Here is a 22,130-nt window from a genome sequence, read left to right on the forward strand (position 1 = left end):
AGGTTTAATAAGTTCCTTGACAGGGAAGTGCGACTCATTGTTAATAGGGAAATGACTACGAGATACAGGAAACGAGAAGATAATAGAAACCATCGGACCGCCACCGGCCAAACGGTAACACTCACCATCACCGGTTTTGACGATGAAGGATTCGGAACGACATCCCACGAAGGGAAAAAAGTCCTCGTGGCAGGTGCCCTCCCTGGTGAAACGGTCAGCATCAGGGTAACTCACAACGGACCACGGACCATGTTCGGGGAGGCAATCACCATACTCTCCCCTTCCCCCGACCGCATGGCGTCTCCTTCATGCACCACCTCCGCCTGCAGCAACTGTCCTCTCATATCCATGAACTATGGGGCACAGCTTACCCTGAAACGCAGCCTCGTCGAAAAGGAGATCCGCTCCTTCGCCTCGCTGCGCGCAGTCCCCATAGACGATGTCATTTCCTCTCCCCGCCCCCTACAGTACCGAAACTCCGCAAAGCTTGTTGTGGCGGGAACCTTCAAATCTCCAATCATCGGCATCTATCGGCGCAACAGCCACAACGTGGTCGATATCAGTGCCTGCCCCCTTCACAACCCACTCATCAATCGGGTGGTGGCTGCCGCGAAGGAAGGAATACGAAAGGGGAAGGTGCCGGTTTACAATCCCCGCACCGACACCGGCATCCTCCGCTACCTTGTGGTGAGGGTTTCCGAACACACTGGCCGGGCCATGGCCGTCTTCGTCACTGCCCAGAGAAGTTACAATGAGATTCACCATCTCGCCAAGTTCGTAAGGCAGGCGGTCCCGGAACTGGATGTGGCGGTTCAGAACGTGAACACCTCCGAAGGGAATGTCATCCTCGCCCCCCATGACCACTTCCTGACCAAAGACCATGCCATCATTGAAGAGCTTGCCGGGATCCGTTTTTCCATCTCGCCCCGCTCGTTTTTCCAGGTGAACAGCGGCAGCGCCCGCATCATCTACGAAAAGGTCCGGGAATGGAGCGCCTTGACCGGCAATGAGAAGGTCGTTGATCTCTATTGCGGCATCGGGGGGATTTCACTCTTCCTGGCCCCCGGCGCACAGGAGGTTCACGGCATAGAGTACGTGGATGCGGCGGTAGCCGATGCGGAACGAAACGCGCGCCTCAACGGGATTCGCAACTGTTCCTTCGAGGCGGGTGATGCGGCAGAACTTCTGGAAGAGTTGGTGGAAGAAGGGACTGAACCCGACGTGGTCATCTTTAACCCGCCACGCAAGGGGTGCGATCGCCGGGTGCTTGAGGCTGCCGTTAACTCAGGCCCTGGCCGGATGATCTATGTCTCCTGCTCCCCCGCCACCCTGGCCCGCGACCTCGACATCCTCGCGGGGCTCGGCTACCAGACACGGGAGATCCAGCCCGTGGACATGTTCCCCCAGACTCCTCACATTGAAAATGTGGCTCTTCTCGTCGATGCCCGTCACGCGCGGGATGACCACGGAAAAACAACGTCCCCCCAAGGTCGGCAACATTTCACGCACAAAAGAAGAGGGGCATCCGCCTGAACGGGTGCCCCTCTCTCCACCTGACTATCGTGCCTGGTAACTATTTTCTCAGGACCTTGACCACTGAGGAAAAGTCCTCTTCGCCGCGGCCATCCTTGACCCCCTGCTCATACGTCTTGCACGCCACCATGGCGGCCGGCAGATCCAGACCCAATTTCTGAGACTTTTCGAGCACCAGTTCCAGCTGTTCGTGAACGTACTTGAGGGCCAGGTTACGGGTAAAATCTCCCCTGGCAATGACGCGCCCCTTGGAGTGGAACAGGGGGGAGGCAACACCACCGGAATCGAGCACTTCGAGAATCTTATCAACGTTGAAACCCATCTTCTCGCCGAAGACAATGGCTTCAGCCAGAGTCTCCATCAACTCGGCCTGAACCAGGTTAACGACGAATTTCATCCGGGTAGCGTCACCGATGGATCCGACATGGATGATGTTGAGTCCGAAGAACGAGAAGAGTTCACGGCACCGACCGAGAAGCGACGGATCCCCGCCGGCGAGAATCGTGAGGAGCCCATTGGCTGCGTGTTCCTTGGTCCCCCAGACCGGAGCATCAAGGAACATGACACGGTGCTTTGCGGCCTCTTCGGCCATTTCCTTCGTGCTCTCAAGGGAATGGGTTCCCATGTCAACGAGGATCGTGCCGGGGTCGATCCCCGCGAAAATGCCGTCTTCCCCGTAAATGTCAGGCTTTAGCCGCTCCTTCTCGGGACGGATGTAGATGACAATATCTTGCCCCTTGGCAGCCTCCCGCGGCGTTCCGGCTCCGAGGGCTCCCTGCTTGACAAGTTCTGCAACGACTTCGGGATCCGAGTCGTAAACCGTAAGAGTGTAGCTTCCCTTGAGAAGATTGATGGCCATGTGCCGGCCGACGGTACCCAGACCCAAGAAACCGACATTTTTCAACATTGCATGCCTCCTGAATTTACAGTAAGTAATCACATCTCCGAACGGTGTTAATAGTACAATGTGTTTGTCTCTTGTACAATAGAAGAGTTTAAAAAAATAACACCGTTTGCTTTATCGCGATTTTGTCACGCCTACTCTGTCACAGAAACAAACAAGCACACAGGTGGAGCAACGGGGCGAAACAGGCGTACACTGGTTCTGGCCAAAAGTGACGAGGTAATCGTTGATTACGGGCCAGTACTTTTGGGGAAGCTTGGCGCGAAGCGCAAACTCCGTCTCCGCCGGCGTCTTCGTGCTGGTGTATCCCCACCGGTTACAAATGCGGTGGACATGGGTATCGACACAAATGGCCAGTTTACCGAAACCAAGAGTCAGAACCAGGTTCGCTGTCTTGCGCCCTACCCCCCTGAAAGTCAGCAGTTCATCCAGATCATCGGGAACCTGTCCGTCGTATTTATCCACGAGGGTTCTGCAGATATCGAGAATCTGGGCTGCCTTGTTTCGATAAAATCCCACAGGGTAAATGGCCTGTTCAATCGCATCCGAGGAGAGAAAAAGCATCTTCGCCGGGGTATCGGCCAGGCCAAAGAGTCGTTCCGATGCCGGACCGGTGGTCCTGTCCTGGGTACGAAGAGAAAGGATGCAGGAGACTAGGACCTTGAAGGGATTTCCCTCCCGCTGCGAGACGATGGTAACTGCGGGGGACGGCCACGATTTCACAGCCTCCGCCAGGAGAGCCATGGCCTCATGGATATCGCTGTCTTTCACGACAGGCCCCGGTTCCTGAAAATGCGCATAAAGAGGACCCCCATGACGGAGAGGCTGATACCCACGCAGAAGAAAAGATAACCGAGACTCCGCCCTTCGCCCCATCCGAGGACATCACTGCCGTGCATGAAAACAATCAGATAGAGTCCGATGAAGGTAAGTATGCCGCCGATTATATAGAGCGCCATTGCTGCGATTCCCAGGGCGAGCCCTTGATTTTTTGCCATGATTAAATCCTCTCCAGTGGTGTTCAGCGGATGTTACCGTTGAAAAATGCCCCTGAAGCATCCGCTGTGGTAGAAAATACTACCGAAAGCGCCAAGTCATGGCAACCGCTATCTCTCTGTTGAAGCCGAAATAGTATGCTTCAGCTTGCAATCGACAGAGGAGCATGGTTTATTCTCTGATAACCTCATCACAGAGAAGAACTAATGATGTCAACAATCGATCTCCATGTTCACTCAAACTATTCCGATGGCATCCACCCCCCGGCAGACTTGGTCAAGATGGCCGCAGAGCGAGGCCTGGTCGCCATCGCCATTGCTGACCACGACACGGTGGATGGCATCGACGAAGCGCTGATCGCCGGCGCACGCCTAGGCGTGGAGGTAGTTCCCGCGGTTGAACTTTCGGCCGAACACGGCCGTTATCGCGATATGCACATCCTGGGGTATCACCTTGATCACCGCGATCCCCGTCTCGTGGACATGCTTGCAGAATTCAGGATAAACCGTGAGATTAGGGGACGGGCCATCGTCGACAAGATAAACCAACGGCTTGCTGATGGGCGGAAACCGCTCCTCTCCTACGATGAAGTGCTCAATTTGGCAGAGGGCGCAGTCGGTAGGCCCCACATCGGCAGGATGCTCATTGAACGCGGCTACGCCAGGAATATGGAGGACGCATTCCGCAGGTATCTCATCCCATGTAATGTCCCAAAGCGCTATATTCCCGCCGGGGACGCCATCACGGAAATCAGGAGGGCCGGAGGCGTGGCGGTTCTGGCTCACCCGATAACCGTCAGCGACGACAGGCAGGTGCTCCGCGGAATCGTATCGGAGCTTGTCGCACTAGGTCTTGATGGCATTGAAGTGTTCAACAACATGTGCTACAAGGACGACATGCTTTTCCTGGAATTTTTGTGCAGGGAATCCGGCCTTCTCATGACCGGCGGCTCAGACTTTCACGGATTTGAGGATGATGTGGAAATCGGTAGTGGTCGAGGGGGACTCGCGGTTTCACATCGGCTTGCGGAAGCAGTAAAAAATCTGGCGGAATCACGGAGGATCACTCCACCGGGAAGCCGTACCTGAAAGAATCCGATATGGCCGACGCGCGGGAAACCCTGGAAATGATGCGAGAGGTGGCACGGACAAGAATTTCCATGCTGCGTGACGGTATAACCTTCTACGACAATGAGCGGCGCAGCTACTATCTCCGGCAGTACGAAGAAAAATTGGCGCAGATTGAGCACCTGATCCGCCGCATCAGCATCAGGCTCGTCGAGCCCTCAACCGAAGAAACACCCTGACAATCTCTCCCCATAAAAAAAGGTTCTTCAGGGAATTCCGGGGAAGATTAATAAACAACAACGGCAGCACTGCGGTATCTTGATGGTTCCCCAACCAAAAAAGATCGCAGGAGGCTGCCGTTGTCGTATTCCGATGTTATCGCAATTGCGGGAGGGTGGGAAGGATATCGTGTTGCTGGGACACGCACTATCGTCACAGGTGATGCCAAACGGATCGAGGTAGAACTGATTGCCCTGTCCCAGGATGAGATGGTGTGTGGCTCGTGCGGCGGGCGTTGCACAAGCGTCCATGAAACGACCAAGCGCGTAATTCGAGATTTGCCGATTCTCGATGCTCAGACTTATCTGATCGTTCACCGCCGCAGGCTGCTGTGCCCTCAGTGTGGGCCAACGCTGGAGCGTCTGTCATGGCTGGCGAAATACGCCCGCGTGACGCGCAGGCTTGCAGAGAGCGTAGCGCGACTGTGTGGTGTCGTGTCTGTGAAGCACGTGGCGCAGTATCTGGGGCTTTCTTGGGACCAGGTGAAGGAAATCGACAAGCGCTCACTCACAGAGCGGGTCGGCACCGTCGACCTCTCAAACATCGAAGTTCTCGGGATGGATGAGTTCGCCCTTCACAAGGGGCACCGCTATGCGACGGTTATCATCGAGCCATACCGTAAGGAAGTCTTATGGATCGGCAAAGGCAGGAGTCGCGAGAGTATCCGTCCTTTCTTCACGCAGCTTGGCCCACATGGCTGTAAACGGCTCAAAGCGGTCGTGATGGATATGAACGCATCATATGAGGAGGAAATCAAGCAGCACTCGCCCCAGGCAGACATAGTCTACGACCTGTTCCATGTGGTGGCGAAGTATGGCAGGGAAGTGATCGACAGGGTGCGAGTCGATGAGGCAAACCGCCTGAAGGAAGACAAGAAGGCACGGAAGGTAGTCAAAACATCGCGGTGGTTGCTGCTACGAAACAGCGAGAACGTCAAGGGCGACGACATGCTTCGCCTCCAGGAACTGTTGGAGGCAAACCGCAGCCTCCTTACGGTCTACCTGCTCAAAGACGATCTGAAGCAACTGTGGAAGTTTACCTGCATTGAAGAGGCGGGACTATTCTGGGAGCAGTGGCACCAAAGGGCGATGGAGAGTGGAATACCGCCACTCATCCTGTTTGCCCGCCGGCTAAAGGGCTATCTCCAAGGAATCCTCAACCACTGCCTCTGGCCCCTTCACACCGGAATCCTCGAAGGCATCAATAACAAGATCAAGGTGATCAAAAGAATGGCCTACGGCTTCCGGGATCACGAATACTTCTTTCTCAAGATCAGAGCCGCTTTCCCCGGAATTCCCGGATGAACCTAAAAAAAGGGCCTCGTCCGCAGAATCTGTGGGTAGTTGGCTGAAAAAATAAGGGCATTGCCCCTCCGTGAAGGATAAGATTGTTTTTGCGAGAAACGATCAAGTCCGACACGGGAGAAGCAATGCTTATCAAGACTGTACTGAACAAGTTCGAGCGTTTCAAGTCCTTCATTTACGGAGATTGCCGACTGGCGAAAGTCGGCGGCTCAGAAGCACTGGTCATTGACATCAAGGCTCGTCGCAACAGCAAGCCCGAATGCCCGGAATGTGGCAAGCGAGGCAAGACATACGACACGCAACCGGCCCGACTGTTCGAGTATGTGCCGATCTGGGCGTTCAAGGTCTTCTTTCGCTACGCTCCCCGTCGGGTTCTGTGCCCAATCCATGGGGTAAAGGTTGAATCCCTCCCCTGGGGGTATGGCAAAGAGCAAATGACGATCTCGTACCAGGTCTATCTTGCCCGGTGGGCTCGGCGACTCTCCTGGAAGGAAGTTGCCGAAATCTTTAAGACCAGTTGGGACAGCATCTTTCGGGCGGTGCAGTATGCTGTCGATTACGGCCTGGCAAACAGAAACCTTGATGGCGTTACGGAAATCGGTGTTGATGAAATTGCCGTCTTCAAGGGCCATCAGTATCTTACGATGGTCTATCAGCTCAATGCCGGCGTCAGGCGTCTTCTCTGGTGTGGTCCGCAACGTCGGATAAGAACGCTACTGCGCTTCTTTCGGGAATTCGGCAAAGAACGCAGCGCCAAGCTCAAGTATGTCTGCAGCGACATGTGGGCACCGTATCTCAAGGTTATCGCCAAGCGGGCACCCAATGCCGTGAACATCCTCGACCGCTTCCACATCATGCGGAAGTTTAACGAAGCGATTGACGAGGTTCGGCGCACCGAAGCCAAGGAGTTCAAGGCCGCCAAGCAGGAGAACGTCCTGGAAAAGGGCCGTTGGTTGCTGCTGAAACGGCCGGAAAATCTGTCCGAGAAGCAGACGTCACGATTGGGAGATTTGCTCAAGCTCAACCTCTCATCAATCAAGGCATATCTGCTGCGCGAGGACTTTCAGCAGTTCTGGGACTACCAGCGGTCTGACTTTGCTGGCAAGTTCCTCGACGACTGGGTCATCAGGACAATGCAAACTGACCTGGAACCGATGAAGAAGGTTGCCAGGATGTTACGCAACCACAAACCGATGATTCTCAACTGGTTCAAGGCAAAAGGCCGACTTTCCAGCGGCGCGGTAGAGGGTCTGAACCTCAAAGCAAAACTGACTATCAGAAAAGCGTACGGTTTCCGAACCATCAAGTGCCTGCAAGTGGCGCTATATCACACACTTGGCGACTTGCCAGAACCCCTGTGTCACCACAGATTCTGCTAAAGAGCCAAAAAAGGACCCGACATGCACAAGGGTCCTTTTACGTATCTCCGGTTGCCTATTCTGTCTCGGCCAACACTAACTGAAGCATCACTCCTTGTAAGGCTTGTAGCTTACCACCTGCAGGTCATCCTCTATGCTCGTGACCCCCTTCACTCCTGCAACAATGCGAAGCACGTCTTCCCTCTCGCTATCAGAATAGACATGGCCGGAGAGAAGGACTACGTCCTTTTGTGCGCTGATCTTGAAGTGAAGATTCTCGATGGTGCTTGAACGAAAGAGTTCGGTCTCGATTTTTTTGCAGAGGATGATATCGTCGACGATCTCACGCGTCTTATCTTCGCCGTTTTTCAGTCGAGGATCCTTGGCAGCGGCAACAATGCTTTCGACAATCGCCCCCTGAGACATGCGCGAGGTATTGAATACAAGGTCATACCCCAAAGTATCGTTCCAGTCGCGGTTAAAGTAAAAATGTATGAAACCACCCCGTTGATGATCACTCTTGCGGATGAGCACCCGGGCCAACTCAGGATCAATCCATTCCCGCTCCGAAAGGCTTTCCACCCGATCCTCGAAGGATGCCACAAAACGAAGCCGGAGGATATTTTCAACATCGGCAAGAAGATCCTGGGAACCCCTCCCGTAGAGAATCACATTCCCCTTGCGGGCACAGTCGAGCATGATAATCTCGATGGTGTTCAGATGAGCTGCCTGGAGCCTGTCTTCAGCGGTGATATACACTGGCGGTTTTTCATCAACCCGATTGAATATCTCCCGGTCGAGGCCATACTGGGGGGCAAGCTCTGCAATCTTTGCACCGTCAACTAGTGTATATTTCAGCCGTTTCGCCACCTCGCGAGCGATCAGGTAGGCGCCGGTTCCCATCTCTCTTGAAATAGTGATAATTGCCATAGTACCCCCGGTATTGCAAAAAAGTGCTCGATATTACCATGTCATGGGGTACGTATACAAGGGGGTAATTTGTATGGTACCATGCGCATCATGATGCTGTTTCACTGAGTTTTCACCAAGGAGCCATATGGCTGATTTCATTGCCCGTTTGTTCGTTTTCGCCCTGACACACTCGATCCTTGCACTTCCCGCACTTCAAAGGCGCATGGGGGATATATTCCCGCGTCTTGGGCGCTTCTACCGCTTCGCGTACAACCTGGTCGCCCTCGTGACGTTCACCTGGGCACTGTCTGCATGGCACTTTTCACCGGTTGTTTATATTGTGCCAGGCACGGGGAGCCTCATATTTTATCTTATTCAGCTTGTTTTCATTGTTCTTCTTGCCCGGTGCGCGGCCCAGACCGGCATTGACGAGTTGCTCGGGCTGAGACAGATGCGCGGCACTCCCGGCAGTAAGCAGTTAGTAACCACCGGATGCTACGCAAGGGTACGACATCCGCTCTACTCACTGTCGGTCGTCTTTCTGGCTCTCAACCCGGTAATGACCCTCAAATGGTTGCTGCTAACAGTTTTCTCAGCGGTATATTTCGTAATTGGGGCACGAATAGAGGAGCGAAGGTTGATTGCCGAATACGGCGAAACGTATCGGAACTATCAGAAAAATGTACCGATGTTCATTCCGGCAAAAAAGGAGGTTCCACGGTTATAGGGTGAGGGAGAGCGGGCATGAACAAACCCGCCAAGCAGGGGTAGATGCAAATTCAATCGAGACGCACTTTCCTCACGCCATCAACGGAGACGAGGGATTCCACGATAGCACCTTTGGCACCGCGCGTACTGAACTTCACATCAAATTCAAAGTACATGCGTGCGGAATCAATATCTTTTTCCACATTAACATCCAGAATCTCCAGTCCCCCAGCCTTCAGGACCTGTTCAATCCGGTCTGATAATCCCCTCATATCATCACTCCAGACCTTGACGGAGTAGTAGGAATCACGCTTCAAAACACTTTCGACCCTCTTCAGGCAGAGAAGGGTTATCAGTGAAATTGCCGTGACGGCCAGAGAAACGGTGTAGAGGCCCGCCCCACACGAAAGGCCAATGGCTGCAGCAATCCAGAGGCATGCCGCCGTGGTGAGACCGCGGATGGACGACCCCTCGCGGAGGATGGCACCTGCCCCCAAAAATCCTATACCGGTCACGACCTGGGCGGCAACCCGACCAGGATCGACGCCAAGTGGGCCGACACCGGAAAAATTACCGTAAAGCCGATAAAATTCGATGGACGCGACCACAAAAAGACACGAACCCAAGGACACCAGGAGATGCGTCCTGAAACCGGCCGGACGCCCGTGGATCTCCCGCTCCAGGCCGATGAGCCCTCCGAGGAGCGATGCCAGGAGAAGACGGCCAATCATGTAGAGGTTGAATTCCATCATTTCACCTGTCCGAGGAAGGTACCGAACGCTGTGGGGAGTATAGAAAATAGTTCGATTTTCATGCGACCACGGATGCGGCAGGGGTCAGCTCGAGTGTGAGGACAAATCCCCTTTCGGCCCCACCGCACCCAACAGTGAGGGGTACCTGCAGAGTCCCGTCCGCCGCTACCGTTACCGCCCCCCCCATGGCAAGGGTAGGCACAGCTGCACCCGGGAGAGTATCGACTCTCTCCGCCAAATCGGTGGGAACGGTAGCCATCTTTTCGCCCCTCTCCACCGGCGCCTGCTCATCCTCTGATCCCATTCCTGCCAGTCCCACTGAAGAGTCCGCTGTCACACTCCCCTCCTGGTCCCGGAGCGCGTTCATGACTCCTTTCACCACCGAGGAAAGAACCTGAAGGATTCCCTCGCCTGTTCTGGAAGCAGATCTAATCACGGGGAACCCCGCAGAATCGACCAGTTGCGCCAACTCTTCGGTGGAGAGGGCATCGGGCAGGTCACTCTTGTTGCACTGTACCACACAGGGAAGCTTCTCCAAATCCTGCCCATAACTTCTCAGGCATTCCCTCAGGTTTTCCATGCTCTCCCGGGTAATCGCGGCTGATTCCGGCGATGCGTCGGCAACGAATACTATGCCGTCGGCCCCCTTGAGAACGGTCTTCCAGGTGGAGCGATTGGTCACCTCTCCTTGAACCGTGTAGAGATGGAAGCGGACCCGATAATCGTTAACCTCCCCCAGTTCAGGGGGCATAAAATCAAAGAAGAGCATTCGGTCCGACTGCCCCCCCATTGTTTTCATGGGGCCGCGGCATTCCGGCTTCAATTTCCGGTGGATAAACTGAAGTGTCGTGGCCTTGCCGGCAAGGGGAGATCCGAAGTAAACGATCTTAGCGTTGATCTCACGCTTCGTTCTGTTAAACAGGGCCATTGCGGCCGTCCTCCTATTTGTCCTTTTTCTTACTGAGAAGCAGCTTCCGCGCCTGGGTCGAGAGCACCGACGAGATGCCCTTACTCTTGGCCAGATGGGCCAAATCCTTCTCATTCAGAGTTGCCAGGAAGCGCAAGGCCGACGGAAGCGACGTCTTGTTGTTCTCCACAAGCGCCTTACGTATCTGGTAGTTCTTGATCCATTCCTTGTTGGCGCAGATGACACGGAGAATTTCGTCATTCTGGATCGACGACTTGCAGATTGTCAGCACTTCCTGCTCGGTAATCCGGGGGTTCTTGATAACGGTTCCCGACACGAGCTTGTTGGAATCACGGATAAGGATCATCCGCCACTCCTTGTCGCCTGTCTGCGCAATCTTGATTTTGTCGGACACCCCCATGACCTGGGCCAACTGGTACTTTCCGCGGAACGCCTCGCTCTCTTCGTCGACTTCCTCCTCGCCATTGTCAGGAAACTCCTGGGCAGCCTCTTCTGCGGTGCTATGGGAGGTCGACACGGTGCGATGTGGCACTTCAATGCCCTGTTCGGCAAGAAACAGCCTGGTTTCTTCGGGACAGTGGGGGTGTGAGACTATCAGCGATGCAATTTCCCGGTTCCGGAGATAGAGACGGGCTAAACCGTCAAGTATCCTTGGATGAAGGGCTGGAGCTGAAACGGCCTCGCGGAGCACACCTTCCGGCAGCTCCGCGAGACACTTGCGTGCTCCGCCACTGACCTCGCCGTCCGGGTCGTGGGCCAGAACAAAGAGAACTGTGGTCAGGTCCGGGGAAGAGAGCTCCACCTCTCCCCCGATCACCTTCAGCTTTTCCCCGCGCGATGCGCCGCCAGCAAGGAAGGCGGCAGCCCGTGGAGATATTTTCAGCGTTACTTTCAGGGAATCTGCTCCACTACTTTACATTTGCAATCACTGCCGCGGAAAGCCCCTTTTTCTTCAGACGCGACACATCCCTGAGCGCCTCTTCCCGGCTGCCGTACTTGCCTGCGGTCAGGAGAAGGACCGGGACGGAAACGTTCGCTTTCCTGAGGGTGAGTTTATAGCCGAGTGCTTCCAGACGCTGCTGCTCTTGCATTGCACGCGCTTTCACAAAGTAGGATCCGGCATAGACGCGGTATTTGCCTCCCTCGTTGAGGACAAACCCTTCAACCGTGGCATCACGAAGCTTCTGGAGTTCCTTGCGAGCCGTTTCCTGATCGGCGAACTCGCCGAACAACAGCCTGATCATCGGCTCCTTCTTCTTGTTCCCCTCTTTCACAACCGGCGTAAGCCCTGCCTCCCGAACCTTGGCATTGTCCTTTTCCATGGCCGATGGCACGACATATTCACCGATTCGCAGAGTATACTCACCTGCCGCCGCTGCAGCGGAAGCCTTGACTGAGGACGCCTTGACTCCGGTTGCCGCCTTCTTCGCCACTTTCTTTGCAGCGGCAGTCTTCGGTTTAACAGGGGCGGCCTGCTTCGCCTCCTTGGAAGATGCGGCAGTCTTTTGTCTGTCATCCGTCTTGGCCTGAAGAGCCTTCTGTTTCGCCTCCACAGGGGCCTTCGCCTGTTCGGCAGGTTTCGGTTGTTCCTTCTTTGCCACAGGGGCCTTGGCAGGTTCAGCAGGCTTCGACTGCTCTTTCTTTGCCGGGGGAGCAGCCGATTTAACCGGTGCCGGAGGCTCGGCCTTCGCCTTTTCCGGTGTCTTCTGCTCTTGGGCCACCTTTGCGGGCTCCGGTTGACCCGTAGCAGGAGGGGTGACTGCCGCGGGTTTAGCCGGCTCGACGGGAGCGGACCCAGCGGGCTGCTCCGCAGGTCTCGGCGGAATCGGCTGTTTGACCTGGCTCGGCTGAACCGGCGCCGGAGCCTGGACTTCCTGACGAGGCTTTATAAGATCAGTGAAATAGAAAAGATAGCCGAATACCGCCACCAGAAGCAGTAGCACCAACAGGAGGAGACGGGTATTGCTCCCCCCACCCTTTGATGATGTATCTCCAGGTTCCTGATCAAATTCGATGTTCATCTGATGCGTTCCTCCTGTTAATGCCGTGGTCAGTGGTTATTCTTCTCATTGACCTTGGCCGATTCGGCGATGATCTTCTGGGCCAAATGACTTGGCACCTCTTCGTAGTGGGAAAATTCCATGGTGAAAAGCCCCCGGTCACTGGTCATGGATTTCAGGTCGTTGGCGTAGGAAAGCACCTCGGCCATGGGAACCACTGACCTGATGATCTGTGAATTGGCCTTGGGTTCGACGCCGACCACTTTGCCGCGTCGGGAGTTTAGGTCTCCGATCACGTCACCCATGGTCTCTTCGGGAACCGTGATCTTCATGTTCATCATCGGCTCAAGGAGTATCACCTTGGCCGTTTCCATGGCCTTTTTGAACGCCAGGGAACCGGCAACCTTGAAGGCCATTTCGGATGAATCCACGGTGTGGAAGGACCCGTCATAGACGGCGGCCTTGAAATCCACCAAAGGATAACCGGCCAGGAAACCGTCTTGGGAAGCCTCGAAGATCCCCTTCTCAACCGCCGGGATGTACTGGCGCGGGATGACGCCACCGACGATCTTGTCCTCAAACTGAAATCCCTCACCACGCTGCTGGGGAGCAAACTCAACCCAGCAGTCGCCGTACTGTCCTCTCCCCCCCGACTGCTTCTTGTATTTTCCCTGGGCCTTGACAGTGGCTTTGAAGGTTTCCAGGTACGGCACCTTCTGGGTCTTCATTTCCACATCGACATTGAACTTGCGCTTCAGCTTCTCGATGGTGACCTCAAGGTGTACCTGCCCCATTCCCGAGAGAATCAGTTCATGGGTCTTTTCGTCACGTCGCGCCTGAATCGTCTGATCCTCTTCCATGAGCTTCTGGAGAGCACCGTGAATCTTGTCTTCATCATTTTTCGTCTTGGGCTGGATAGCGTAGGAAATGACCGGTTGGAGCGGCTTGGCCGGCTCGAAGATGATCGGCTTGTCCTTGTCGCAGAGGGTATCGCCGGTAAGGGTTTCCTTAAGCTTGGCCACGGCCACGATGTCGCCGGCAACGGCCTGTTTGATAGACTTCTGCTTCTTCCCCTCCAGTTCGTAGATCTGGCCGATCCGCTCCTCGCAGTCGCGGACCGGGTTGTAGATGGTCGAGTCGGAGTTCAGGGTACCCGAGTAGACCCGGAAGATGGATATTTTGCCGGTGTAGGGATCCGACGTGGTCTTGAAGACGAGGGCAGAGAAGGGTTCCGTTTCATCGGGCTTGCGTTCCTCCATCTCACCGTTTTTGGGATTGGTGCCGACCACCACACCCCGGTCGAGGGGAGAGGGGAGGCAGTGGCAGATGTAATCAAGGAGGTGATGAACGCCGATGTTCATGGTGGCGGAACCGCAAAAAACCGGCGTAAAGGTATAGCGGAGCGTCCCGATCCGCAGGCCGTCCAGAATCTCTTCCCGGGAAAGTTCGCCGGTTTCCAGGTACTTCTCGGTCAGGGCATCGTAGGCCTCTGCAACGGTTTCCACGAGGATATCGCGGAGTCGCTGGGCCTCGTCCCGCTCCCCGGCGGGAATCTCCTCCTCCGTGAATGTTCCGGAACCATCCTTGGCGTAGCGGTATGCCTTCATGTCGATGAGATCAATGATCCCCTCGAAGGTTTCAGCTGCGCCCAAGGGCATCTGGACCGCCACGCCACGGGCCTTGAGAGACTTCTCCATGTCGTCGAGGGCCCGGAGGAAGTTGGCGTATTCGCGGTCCATCTTGTTGACGAAGGCGATGCGGGGCAGCTCGAACTCGTTGGCCCACTCCCAGACCTCCTCGGTCTGGACCTTTACCCCGGAGATGGCAGAAAGGATAACGATGCATCCGCCCAAGGCACGCATGCAGGCGCGGGTGTCTGAGATAAAGTTTCCGTAACCGGGGGTATCGACAATGTGAAGCGAGTAGTCATTCCATTCACAGTGGTCGAGGGAGGATGAGATTGTGATCTTCCGCTTGATCTCCTCGGGCTCGAAATCCATGGTGGACGTGCCGTCGTCGACCCGGCCGATACGGTCAATCATCCCCGTGGTGAAGAGTATGGCTTCGGTGAGAGAGGTCTTGCCTGCGCCGCCGTGGGCGACAATTCCGAGGTTTCTCAGCTTTGCGGTATCATACTTGCCCATACATCCTCCCGTGATGATAAGGTATAGGTCTGGCGACCTTTTGACTTCCGCGCTATCTCGTCATCTCACTCCCTGTTTCGTTCGTACAGTATCCGCAGTCCCTCCAGCGTGAGGTACTCCTCCACCGCCTCGATGGTTTTTGACTCGGGGGCGATCAGCCCGGCAAGCCCCCCCGTGGCGATGACCCGTGGAGTTTCCTTGCTCTCTGCTTTCATCCTGGCCACGATCTCGTCCACAAGCCCCACATACCCATAAAAGATGCCGGCCTGCATGGAATTGACCGTATTGCGGGCAATGACTGCCGGAGGCTTCACGATATCGACGCGGGGAAGCTTGCTCGCCCTCTGGAACAGGGCCTCCATAGATATGACAAGCCCTGGGGCGATGGCGCCGCCGCAGTATTCTCCCTTGCGGTTCACGTAATCAAAGGTGGTGGCGGTGCCAAAATCGACGATGACCAGAGACGTCTTGTACTTCTCGTAGCCTGCCACCGCATTGACAATCCGGTCCGCCCCCACCTCCTTGGGATTGTCGTACTGGATCGGCATGCCGGTCCTGATCCCCGGCCCAACCACAAGGGGACTGTAGCCGAAGTAGTTCCGGGAAAGCCGTTCCAGAACTCCGGACAGGGTCGGCACCACCGAAGAAATAATAATGGCCTTCACATCCTTGAATTCGATGTCGGCGCCACGGAAAAGCTCACGGATCAGGATTCCGTACTCGTCTGACGTTTTGGCCTTGTCGGTGGATATGCGCCAGTCACGCACAAGCCTCTGACCGTCATAGATGCCGAGAACGATATTCGTGTTGCCCACGTCTATGACGAGAAGCATGGGTTTACCTCCAGAACAGAAAGCACGGCGCCACCTTACCCTTCAATTGTCACATCCCCTGCCAGAACCCGCTCAAGGGTGCCATGAGCGGTTCTCAGCAACAGAGCGCCGATCTCGTCAATCCCCTCGACAGTCCCCGTCATATCCCCCTGATTGCCGCTTACCCGGACCCTTCTTCCCATGACGGCGCTCCGGCCAAGCCATGCCTGGCGGAGCGGAGCGTAACCCTCTGAACGGTACTGTGAGTAATGCACATCAAGAGACTCGAGAAGCGCCCGGGCAAATGAGAGCCTGGACACCTCATGCCCCGCCTCAATGGCCAGGGAACTTGCGGGATGGCGCAGATCGGTCGGGAACTGATCCCGCTGCATATTGATATTCACCCCGATGCCAAGGACAAGGAAATCGATCCGTTCGGTTTCGGCGCTCATCTCGTTGAGCATGCCGGCAACCTTGAAACCGTTCACGAGTACATCATTGGGCCATTTGATGACGGGTGCAAGCCCGGCAGAACGCTCAATGGCCTCTGCCACCGCAACGGCCGACAGGAAGGTGAGCTGGGGCGCGTGAAGAGGCATTATGGGCGGGCGAAGAATAATGGAACAATAGAGATTGACCCCGGCGGGCGACTCCCACTGCCTCCCGAGCCGCCCCCTGCCGCGGTTCTGTGCGTCGGCGATGACCACGGTTCCTTCGACGGCACCATCTTCGGCAAGACGATAGGCAAGGGTGTTAGTTGAGTCAGTTTCGCCGACAAAAACAAGAGATGTGCCGATCCTGGCTACGTTAAGTCCGACCGACAGTTCTGCGGGGGTGAGGATATCGGGAGTTGATACGAGACGATACCCCCGGGAGGGGACTGCCTCGATGCGGTAGCCGAGCCCATTAAGGGTCTTGATATGCTTCCAGACAGCCGTGCGTGATACATCCAGAGACCGGCTCAATTCCTCGCCGGAAACAACGCCCCCGTCACGGCTCCTGAAGATTTCCAGAATCTTCCGGTCGATCTCCTTGCTGCCGATTGCGTCGGGGCGTGGCAACTCTCCGCTCACTCAGCCTCCAGAAGCATCGAGATGTCCATGGCTCGGGCAGAATGGGTAAGCGCCCCCACGGAAATGATGTCAACCCCTGCCTCGGCAATTCCTCTGACTGTTTCGAGGTTTACCCCCCCCGAGGCTTCCACCAGGGCACGGCCACCAATGAGGGCCACCGCCTCAGTCATCGTCGGCAGATCCATATTGTCGAGCATGATGATATCGGCACCGGCCTCAAGTGCTTCGGTCACCTCCGCGATGGATTCGGTCTCCACCTCAATTTTCAGGGTATGGGGGATGTAGGACCGTGCCCGGCTTACGGCCCGGCTGATGCCGCCCGCGGCGGCGATGTGGTTCTCCTTGATGAGGACACCGTCATAGAGGCCGGTGCGGTGGTTGATTCCCCCGCCAACCCGAACGGCGTATTTCTCCAGGACCCGGAGCCCCGGAGTTGTCTTCCGCGTATCAACGATGCGAGCCCGCGTTCCCGCCACGGCCTCCACATACCTGGCCGTAAGGGTCGCGGTGCCGCACATGCGCTGAAGCAGGTTGAGAGCCACCCGCTCACCCTGGAGGAGGAGAGCGGAGTCGCCGGTAAGCTCGGCAATCAGATCGCCGGCAGCTAGCCGCGCTCCGTCCCCATGTCGTGCCTCAAAACAGACCGACGCGTCAAGGAACGTGAAGACCCGGGCCGCCACGTCAATGCCAGCCAGAATCAGGGGCTCCTTGGCGATGAGTCGGGCGCGGGCCGGACGGCTCCCGGGAACCACCGCCAGAGTCGTGATATCCCCGGTATGAATATCCTCCATGAGGGCGTTTTCGATGATCTTGTCTATGCCGGTCATGGGCTCTCCGCATCAGAAAAATTAAGCCTCTATATAGCACAGGAGACGGGAAGCCGCAACCGCAAAGAGGGCGCGGCTCGGGCTTCCCCCCTTGCATTTCCAGAGTCATGTTGTGTCGTATTGTTGACTTGACTCAATCACTGAACTACAATAGAGCGTTTTCGAGGAAAAACTGAATGAGCGACTCAACAAAACCCCTTCAAACCCGCACCCGCTTCACCCTTATCCAGAAACTCATCGTCAGTTATGTCGCGATGCTCTTTCTGACCACGACGGCCCTCGCCTTTTCGGTTATGGGGCTTTATTCCCTCAATCGTACCGCAAAGGAAATAGCGAAAACCGATCTTTTTATAATCGATTCCGCGAATCGTCTCCGGGAATCAATGTTGGCCCAGGAACGTATCGCGGGGAAATATGCAATCCTCAAGAGCGACGAATTCAAACTTCTCTACAGTCAGCGCCAGTCTGAATTCCTGGCAATTCTCGGCGAAATTGGCCAGCGGGACAACAACGGTCTCTTCCGCTCCCTGGTTGCCAGATACGATGCTTATCGGAAGGAAATTGAACGCGCCTTCGCCGCCAGCACCACTGAGCCCTTGCCCGCCAAAAAGGAGGCCGACGCCGTCGTAAGCCTGATCGAAGATCTTTCCTCTTCCCGGCAAAAGCTCCTTGGGAAAAAGCTGGCGGAAGCCGACCGGCGCGAGGCCGACACGGTAAAACTAACCCTCTTCCTGGCATTTTCAGGCTTTATCCTTGCTGTTACCGTAGCGGCACTCAACGTACACTCCATATCCACCTCCATAAGAAAACTCAAAAAGGGAATGCACCGGATAGCAGAAGGTGACTTCGATTACGACCCCCAAATTCCCATCGGTGACGAAATCGGTGCCCTGGCAGAGGATTTCTCACGCATGGGGAAAAAATTAAAGGAACTGGAGCAGATCAGCCTCGACGCAAGTCCGCTGACCCGGCTCCCCGGCAACATTGCCATCGAGCGAGTGCTGAACAAACTTCTCCAATCCGGTGAACCCTTTGCGGTCTGCTATGCCGATCTCGATAATTTCAAGGCCTACAATGACCGTTACGGTTACATCAAAGCTAGCGAAGTAATTAAATTGACCGCGGAACTGATCCACGATACAGTTCGTGAACTTGCCGGTGGCAACGCTTTCGTCGGCCATGTGGGAGGTGATGATTTCGTAATGGTTGTGGCGGCCGAACGGGGGGGCTCCCTCTGTGAAGCGGTCATAAAAAGGTTTGACGACTTCATCCGCAACCATTATTCGGCAGAGGATCTGGCTCGTGGCGCCATTGAAGGTGTTGACCGCTATGGCGTTTCCCGCACCTTCCCCATCATGAGCATCTCTGTGGCCGTCGTTATCAGTCAACAGGGAGAGTTCACCTCGGCGGTGCAGATAGCAAAGGCGGCGGCCGACATCAAGGATCTGCTGAAAAAATCTCCCGGCAGCAACTACCTGATCAACCGACGCAGGAATCCCCGATGACTTCACGTACGATCATCATACTTATGGTTACGGCTTGCCTCTCAGGCTGCACCACCGTCCAGAAGTCTCTGGAAAATCAGCGCCTGCGCACCACACAACAAGACAAGCTCGAGCAAGCGGTGAAACTCATTGAAAGGGGAAACACAGAAAAGGCCGAAACGCTCCTTGAGGAGGTCGTGGCGGCACAAGGAGTGCGGGGGATCACCGATGAAGCCCTGTTTCGTCTTGCTCTCCTGTCCATGCCGTCGGATCTGAATCGGGAAGATTTGGCCAATGCGGTAAAATATCTCGAACGACTTCAGAAAGAGTATCCGGTCAGCCCCTGGGCAACCCAGTCGTCATCACTTACCGACTTGCTCGCCGTCCTGCCGCGTCACCTTCAATCGACAACGGAACTCCGTCGTCAGATAAAAAGCCTTAGGGACCTGAACCTCTCTCTGACTCGGGAAAACAAGGAAATGAGGCTCAATATCGAGAAGATAAAAAACCTGGACCTGCAACTGGAGAAGAAAGTCAAACCCTAATACTTGTTAAATTAACCGACACAATTACTGGCCAAAATTCAAAAAACTTTACAGAAAAGTCTCCACACCCACCCACAACAACAGAACCCCTTGAAAATACAATGAAATATTTACACTAAATTCTGGCACTCTTGTTGCGTACTATTACGTGACCCCGTTCTTCTTTCAGCGATGTTGAAAAAAGATACCCCATTGCGGGAGTAGGCGTTCACATGACCTCCGTACCAGACGACCTCCGGATGTTCGAAAAGAAGTTCTCCATACTACAGGAAATATCGAATGCCTTGGTGGTTACGGACAACCTGAGTGCAATCGCGAACCTCATGCTCGACCTGGCCATCAACTACACAAGGGCCGAGAAGGGGTCTCTCATGCTCGTCAACGAGCGGGATGAACTCTACATTCTTGCGGGACGCGGCATAGATCTCAACCTTGTGCGAACCTACCGGGCAAAGATCGGCGAAGGGATTGCCGGGGTTGTGGCAAAGAACCGCACTCCCGTGCTTGTGGAAGATCTGGCCAACGAGCCGCGGTTCAAGGGGATAACCCGCGACCGCTACCGGACCAACTCCTTCGCATCATGCCCCATCATAAGCAAGAACCGGCTCCTTGGTGTCCTCAACATCAACGACAAGGTTGACGGAGCCCCCTTCAACGAAGACGAGTTCTCCCTCATCAAAATCATTGCCAATCAGGCAGCTATTGCCATGGAGAATGCCATTCTCGTCGGACAACTCCGATTCAAAGCCGCAGAACAGGAAGGGATCAACCGCAAGCTCATCGAAAGTGACGTGGTAAAGACCGAATTCATCACCCGGGTATCCCACGAATTGCGTACCCCCCTCAACTCCATCAAGGGTTCCGTTTACTACCTGAGGCAGTCCGAACGCCTCTCGCGGCGCGAACAGGAAGAGTTTTACGACATCATCTCCGGCGAGACGGACAAACTGATCGGCATCGTGGAAAACCAGCTTGACTTCCTCCGCTTTGAAGACGAGACGATGCTCATAAACAAGACCCTGGTAAGCCTCAGGGAGGTACTGAATGAAGTGTGCGGCTCAAAGAACATCAAAACCCTCTTTGCCCGCAAAGATATAAGCATTGATGTGGAGATAGGTGATGGACTTTCAGATGTAGTCGGCGACAGAATCAGGATAGTTCAGTTTTTCCTCAACATTCTTGAAGGGTTGAGCTACTTTCTGGAGCGGGGCGACGTGGTTCGCATTTCCGCCCGGGAGAACGATGACATTCACGTATCCATAGGACTTCCGCGCAGACTGCCCGAGAGCATCACCCCTTACCTTTTCAGTTCGAATCATCTGTTTCAGACCGATTCCCCCGACGAAAAACTCAAACTCTACCTGGCCCGGAAGGTAGTGGACATTCATCGCTGGGATCTGGTCGCGGAAAACACCGCCACGGGTCTCCTAGTTTCGCTTATCATACCAAAGAGCGCCCGCCAGAAGGTAGACGCCGTCGTCAATACAACCCTCGATATGTTCCTGGAGTTCATTGCCGAGGTACTCGATGTGAACATGTGCTCGGTGATGCTCTGCGACGACATGACGGGCGATCTCATGATCAAGGGCGCGAGAGGCCTCGACGACCACATGATCAAGCAGACCCGCGTGCGGATGGGAGACCGGATCGCCGGGTGGGTCGCCCTTGAGGGTGAACCGCTCTTTATCGAGGATATCGAGCAGGATCCCCGTTTTGGGAGAAAGAGCGTTCCCCAGTACAACAGCAAATCGCTCATTTCGCTCCCCCTCAAGGTGGGCGGCAAGGTCATCGGCGTCCTGAACCTCAACAACAAGCGCTCAGCCAGTCCTTTCACCGGGCGGGACTTCGATCTGGCCCAGGCGATGTGCGAACGGGTTGCCTACTTCATGGGCCGGGTCCACGGGGGGGATCACCAGGGGGACGAATTTCGGCAGCTGATGACCTCGTTCGACAGCCTCATCACTGCCGAAAAGAAATACCACAAGAAGGATCCCCGCCTCCCCGACATTGCCATGGGCATCGCTGCTCAAATCGGAATCGGAGAAGATGAGCGAAGGTCAATACTCTTTGCGTCGGTTCTCTACGACCTGGGGCTTGTGCTCCTCGAAGAGAGCATCCTGAACAAGAAGGGGAAACTCCTCCCCTCGGAAGAAAACACCCTCAAGATTCACCCTTACACAACGGTGGGGCTCCTGGATTCATTCGAATTCTCCGAAGAGATCAAGCGGGGGATTCTCCACCACCATGAACGGTATGACGGGACCGGTTATCCCGACGGACTGAAGGGAGACGAGATTCCGCTCATCTCGCGGATCCTGTCGGTTGTGGACGCCTATTGCGCCATGACGTCGGAAAGGCCGTACCGTCCCCGAATGGACATGGCCGATGCCCTTGCAGAAGTTCACAAGCATACGGGGACGCTCTACGACCCGAAGGTGGTGAAGGCGTTGGATTTCGTCGTTGGCGAGGGGGTGGAGTAGCAAGACCAGCGGACGGCTGTTCCG

Annotated in this window: 21 protein-coding genes; 9 read left to right on the plus strand and 12 right to left on the minus strand. The window is 55.4% G+C overall.

Annotation, left to right across the window (positions count from 1 at the left end; all coding sequences use genetic code 11):
* The first annotated feature begins 51 nt into the window (after positions 1 to 51).
* The gene (gene rlmD, locus GMET_RS09955) at positions 52 to 1,533 is read left to right on the plus strand and encodes a 23S rRNA (uracil(1939)-C(5))-methyltransferase RlmD (protein ID WP_011365894.1); all 1,482 of its coding nucleotides are present in this window, start codon (positions 52 to 54) and stop codon (positions 1,531 to 1,533) included.
* Between the two features lie 40 nt (positions 1,534 to 1,573).
* Here rlmD and GMET_RS09960 read toward each other — a convergent pair whose 3' ends face one another.
* The 3 genes from GMET_RS09960 to GMET_RS09970 form a co-directional block, all read right to left on the minus strand.
* Complete coding sequence (locus GMET_RS09960) at positions 1,574 to 2,440, minus strand: NAD(P)-dependent oxidoreductase (RefSeq protein ID WP_004511872.1); 867 nt, start codon at positions 2,438 to 2,440, stop codon at positions 1,574 to 1,576.
* A gap of 111 nt (positions 2,441 to 2,551) precedes the next feature.
* Positions 2,552 to 3,208 carry an endonuclease III domain-containing protein gene (locus GMET_RS09965; RefSeq protein WP_004511871.1) on the minus strand — a complete coding sequence of 219 codons (657 nt, stop codon included), beginning with the start codon at positions 3,206 to 3,208 and terminating at the stop codon, positions 2,552 to 2,554.
* Positions 3,205 to 3,435: a hypothetical protein gene (locus tag GMET_RS09970; protein WP_004511870.1), complete on the minus strand. Its 231-nt coding sequence runs from the start codon at positions 3,433 to 3,435 to the stop codon at positions 3,205 to 3,207. Before GMET_RS09970 ends, GMET_RS09965 begins: the two co-directional genes overlap by 4 nt.
* A 204-nt stretch (positions 3,436 to 3,639) precedes the next feature.
* Between GMET_RS09970 and GMET_RS09975 the strand changes: the two genes are divergently transcribed.
* From GMET_RS09975 to GMET_RS09990, 4 genes are all read left to right on the plus strand, one after another.
* Positions 3,640 to 4,521 (plus strand): PHP domain-containing protein, encoded by an 882-nt coding sequence (locus GMET_RS09975; RefSeq protein ID WP_004511869.1) that lies wholly within the window; start codon positions 3,640 to 3,642, stop codon positions 4,519 to 4,521.
* An 11-nt stretch (positions 4,522 to 4,532) separates the two neighbouring features.
* A complete protein-coding gene (locus GMET_RS09980; RefSeq protein ID WP_004511868.1) occupies positions 4,533 to 4,739 on the plus strand; it encodes a hypothetical protein in 207 nt (68 codons plus the stop codon).
* A 120-nt stretch (positions 4,740 to 4,859) separates the two neighbouring features.
* On the plus strand, positions 4,860 to 6,083 hold the full coding sequence (locus GMET_RS09985) for an ISL3-like element ISGme5 family transposase (RefSeq protein ID WP_011365668.1): 1,224 nt from the start codon (positions 4,860 to 4,862) through the stop codon (positions 6,081 to 6,083).
* A 125-nt stretch (positions 6,084 to 6,208) separates the two neighbouring features.
* Positions 6,209 to 7,462, plus strand: a complete 1,254-nt coding sequence (locus tag GMET_RS09990) for an ISL3-like element ISGme6 family transposase (RefSeq protein WP_004514804.1) — start codon at positions 6,209 to 6,211, stop codon at positions 7,460 to 7,462.
* 87 nt (positions 7,463 to 7,549) lie between these two features.
* Here GMET_RS09990 and GMET_RS09995 read toward each other — a convergent pair whose 3' ends face one another.
* Positions 7,550 to 8,371, minus strand: a complete 822-nt coding sequence (locus tag GMET_RS09995) for a cytidylate kinase family protein (protein WP_004512972.1) — start codon at positions 8,369 to 8,371, stop codon at positions 7,550 to 7,552.
* Between the two features lie 127 nt (positions 8,372 to 8,498).
* On the opposite strand from GMET_RS09995, the gene GMET_RS10000 reads away from it, so the two are divergent.
* Positions 8,499 to 9,080 (plus strand): methyltransferase family protein, encoded by a 582-nt coding sequence (locus GMET_RS10000; protein ID WP_004512971.1) that lies wholly within the window; start codon positions 8,499 to 8,501, stop codon positions 9,078 to 9,080.
* A 52-nt stretch (positions 9,081 to 9,132) separates the two neighbouring features.
* On the opposite strand, the gene GMET_RS10005 is transcribed toward GMET_RS10000, so the two are convergent.
* From GMET_RS10005 to nadC, 8 genes are all read right to left on the minus strand, one after another.
* The gene (locus GMET_RS10005) at positions 9,133 to 9,810 is read right to left on the minus strand and encodes an MgtC/SapB family protein (protein ID WP_011365895.1); all 678 of its coding nucleotides are present in this window, start codon (positions 9,808 to 9,810) and stop codon (positions 9,133 to 9,135) included.
* 61 nt (positions 9,811 to 9,871) lie between these two features.
* Positions 9,872 to 10,741 carry a GTP-binding protein gene (locus tag GMET_RS10010; protein ID WP_004512969.1) on the minus strand — a complete coding sequence of 290 codons (870 nt, stop codon included), beginning with the start codon at positions 10,739 to 10,741 and terminating at the stop codon, positions 9,872 to 9,874.
* A gap of 13 nt (positions 10,742 to 10,754) precedes the next feature.
* A complete protein-coding gene (locus GMET_RS10015; protein ID WP_004512968.1) occupies positions 10,755 to 11,558 on the minus strand; it encodes a hypothetical protein in 804 nt (267 codons plus the stop codon).
* Positions 11,559 to 11,649: 91 nt separating this feature from the next.
* Positions 11,650 to 12,762, minus strand: a complete 1,113-nt coding sequence (locus tag GMET_RS10020) for an SPOR domain-containing protein (RefSeq protein WP_004512967.1) — start codon at positions 12,760 to 12,762, stop codon at positions 11,650 to 11,652.
* A gap of 29 nt (positions 12,763 to 12,791) precedes the next feature.
* A complete protein-coding gene (gene fusA / locus GMET_RS10025; protein ID WP_004512966.1) occupies positions 12,792 to 14,885 on the minus strand; it encodes an elongation factor G in 2,094 nt (697 codons plus the stop codon).
* Between the two features lie 65 nt (positions 14,886 to 14,950).
* Positions 14,951 to 15,718: a type III pantothenate kinase gene (locus GMET_RS10030; protein ID WP_004512965.1), complete on the minus strand. Its 768-nt coding sequence runs from the start codon at positions 15,716 to 15,718 to the stop codon at positions 14,951 to 14,953.
* Positions 15,719 to 15,753: 35 nt separating this feature from the next.
* Positions 15,754 to 16,770 (minus strand): biotin--[acetyl-CoA-carboxylase] ligase, encoded by a 1,017-nt coding sequence (locus tag GMET_RS10035; protein ID WP_004512964.1) that lies wholly within the window; start codon positions 16,768 to 16,770, stop codon positions 15,754 to 15,756.
* Positions 16,767 to 17,597: a carboxylating nicotinate-nucleotide diphosphorylase gene (gene nadC / locus GMET_RS10040; RefSeq protein ID WP_004512963.1), complete on the minus strand. Its 831-nt coding sequence runs from the start codon at positions 17,595 to 17,597 to the stop codon at positions 16,767 to 16,769. The genes GMET_RS10035 and nadC overlap by 4 nt, the downstream gene beginning before the upstream one ends.
* Positions 17,598 to 17,773: 176 nt before the next feature.
* On the opposite strand from nadC, the gene GMET_RS10045 reads away from it, so the two are divergent.
* From GMET_RS10045 to GMET_RS10055, 3 genes are all read left to right on the plus strand, one after another.
* Complete coding sequence (locus GMET_RS10045) at positions 17,774 to 19,102, plus strand: GGDEF domain-containing protein (protein ID WP_011365896.1); 1,329 nt, start codon at positions 17,774 to 17,776, stop codon at positions 19,100 to 19,102.
* A complete protein-coding gene (locus GMET_RS10050) occupies positions 19,099 to 19,626 on the plus strand; it encodes a tetratricopeptide repeat protein (RefSeq protein ID WP_011365897.1) in 528 nt (175 codons plus the stop codon). Before GMET_RS10045 ends, GMET_RS10050 begins: the two co-directional genes overlap by 4 nt.
* A 212-nt stretch (positions 19,627 to 19,838) precedes the next feature.
* Entirely contained in the window at positions 19,839 to 22,106 is a 2,268-nt protein-coding gene (locus tag GMET_RS10055) for a GAF domain-containing protein (RefSeq protein WP_004512959.1), read from the plus strand.
* Positions 22,107 to 22,130 lie beyond the last annotated feature (24 nt).

Source organism: Geobacter metallireducens GS-15, assembly GCF_000012925.1.
Taxonomy (GTDB): domain Bacteria; phylum Desulfobacterota; class Desulfuromonadia; order Geobacterales; family Geobacteraceae; genus Geobacter; species Geobacter metallireducens.